Raw genomic sequence first — 1,575 nt, forward strand, 5'->3', positions numbered from 1 at the left:
TGGCTCTGGACTTACAACAACGAGCGACCCAACATGGGCATCGGTGGGATGACCCCCGCTATGAAACTGAAAACAGCCGCATGAATTCTACGGCTGGACCCCATTAAAAATGGGGGGATTACCGAGCCAAGTCACCAATCTTGGATTTGTCCTCAACGTAATCGAAGATCCTGAAGAGCGGGCAGAGGCACTTAAGCGCGCCTTCAGCCTAACGGAGCTCTGCTTGGCAGTATCCGTCATGCTGTACGGCAAGGCTGACCTGAGTGGCGCGCGGCCCTACCGCGACGGATACTTGACGTCCCGACAAACATTCCAAAAGTACTATACCCAAGCAGAACTCAGAGACTTCATCGTAAGCATTTTGAATGTCGAACCCTTGGCCGTAGGCCAAGGTATATTTTTGGTCTTTCGGGACGAGTTGGAAGAGCAAAGATATCTGCTAAGGCGTCAGATAGGCTTCAAAGGCCGTGAGTACCGCTCCGTTCCAAAACCAAGTGCACCGAAAAAAGGCACCCCAAACAACCCCAACGACAAGCTCAACAAAACAACCATCCGAGACCTTGCTGCTGAGATCAGGGCCTTTGGCCGTCAGCCCGACATCTCAGAACTTCCCAAGAGTCTTGTGACAAAGCTTTCGCGCGCAAAACAAGGCCTTCAGTATGCCGCAAATCAAGCAATTGCTGAAATAGGTCACGAAGAACTTGAAGAAATCGTCGCCACGAGGACTGAAGATCTAAGCCTCCACTTCGCAATGCATGCATTCTCACAAAGAAGATCGTATAGCTCATTTCCTCCTGAACTAAGGCGCGACATTCGTGCTTTCTTTGGCAGCCACAAAAGAGCGCAGGAATCTGGACAAGCGCTCCTCTATTCGATCGGCAACCAGGACCTTCTCCTAGAAGATGCTGGAACGGCAGCCGCTGCTGGAATCGGTCATTTAGAACAGGGCAGATTTCAATTTCCCACTGATAGGCTCCAAGAACTGTCCGTCAGGCTTCGAGGGTTCGTGGCTCTCGCGGAGAGACTGGCGGGTGATCTGTCCGAAACAACTCTGCTGAGAATTCACATTACCAGCCGTAAGCTGACTGCGCTAACCTATGCCGATTTTGAGACGTCCTTCTTGCCTCGTTTGATGACCCGGGTGAAAGTTGAGTTCGACACCTTCGACGTTTCCATCATCGACCATTCTGCAGACAATGACGTCCGACTTCTGTACCTCAAATCCCGCCACATGAAAGAGACTGATCCTCGGGAAGCGGCGCAGAAAGCATTTGATCAGGAAGTCTTAGACTTGAATACTCTCAATTTCAGCAATGAGGGACCAAGTTTTCGGGAGTTTGCTCAGACCCTCCTCAAGGCTGGCGTGAGAATTCCAAGCTAGGTTAAGCATCCTTAGGCTTCGTCACTAAGGCCGGTAGGAATTGGACTTTGGCGGAATAAGGCAGGTAGAAGGTATCCGTCCGGTGAAGGGGATTGGTTTTTCTGTGCGCAATCTGTCGACCAATACCGGGTTCTTGCTAGCGGCCTGCTGACCAACGGTCGATGAACTCCTCTACTTTCTTCAGCTGAAGGTCG

General features: G+C 51.2%; 1 pseudogene. It reads left to right on the forward strand.

From position 1 onward, the window contains the following. Positions 1-103 precede the first annotated feature (103 nt). Positions 104-1,381: pseudogene (locus LRK71_RS20425) on the forward strand (DNA phosphorothioation-associated putative methyltransferase); the annotation flags it as partial. Positions 1,382-1,575: the final 194 nt, after the last annotated feature.

It is taken from the genome of Pseudophaeobacter flagellatus (assembly GCF_021228235.1).
In the GTDB taxonomy this organism is placed as follows: Bacteria; Pseudomonadota; Alphaproteobacteria; order Rhodobacterales; family Rhodobacteraceae; genus Pseudophaeobacter; species Pseudophaeobacter flagellatus.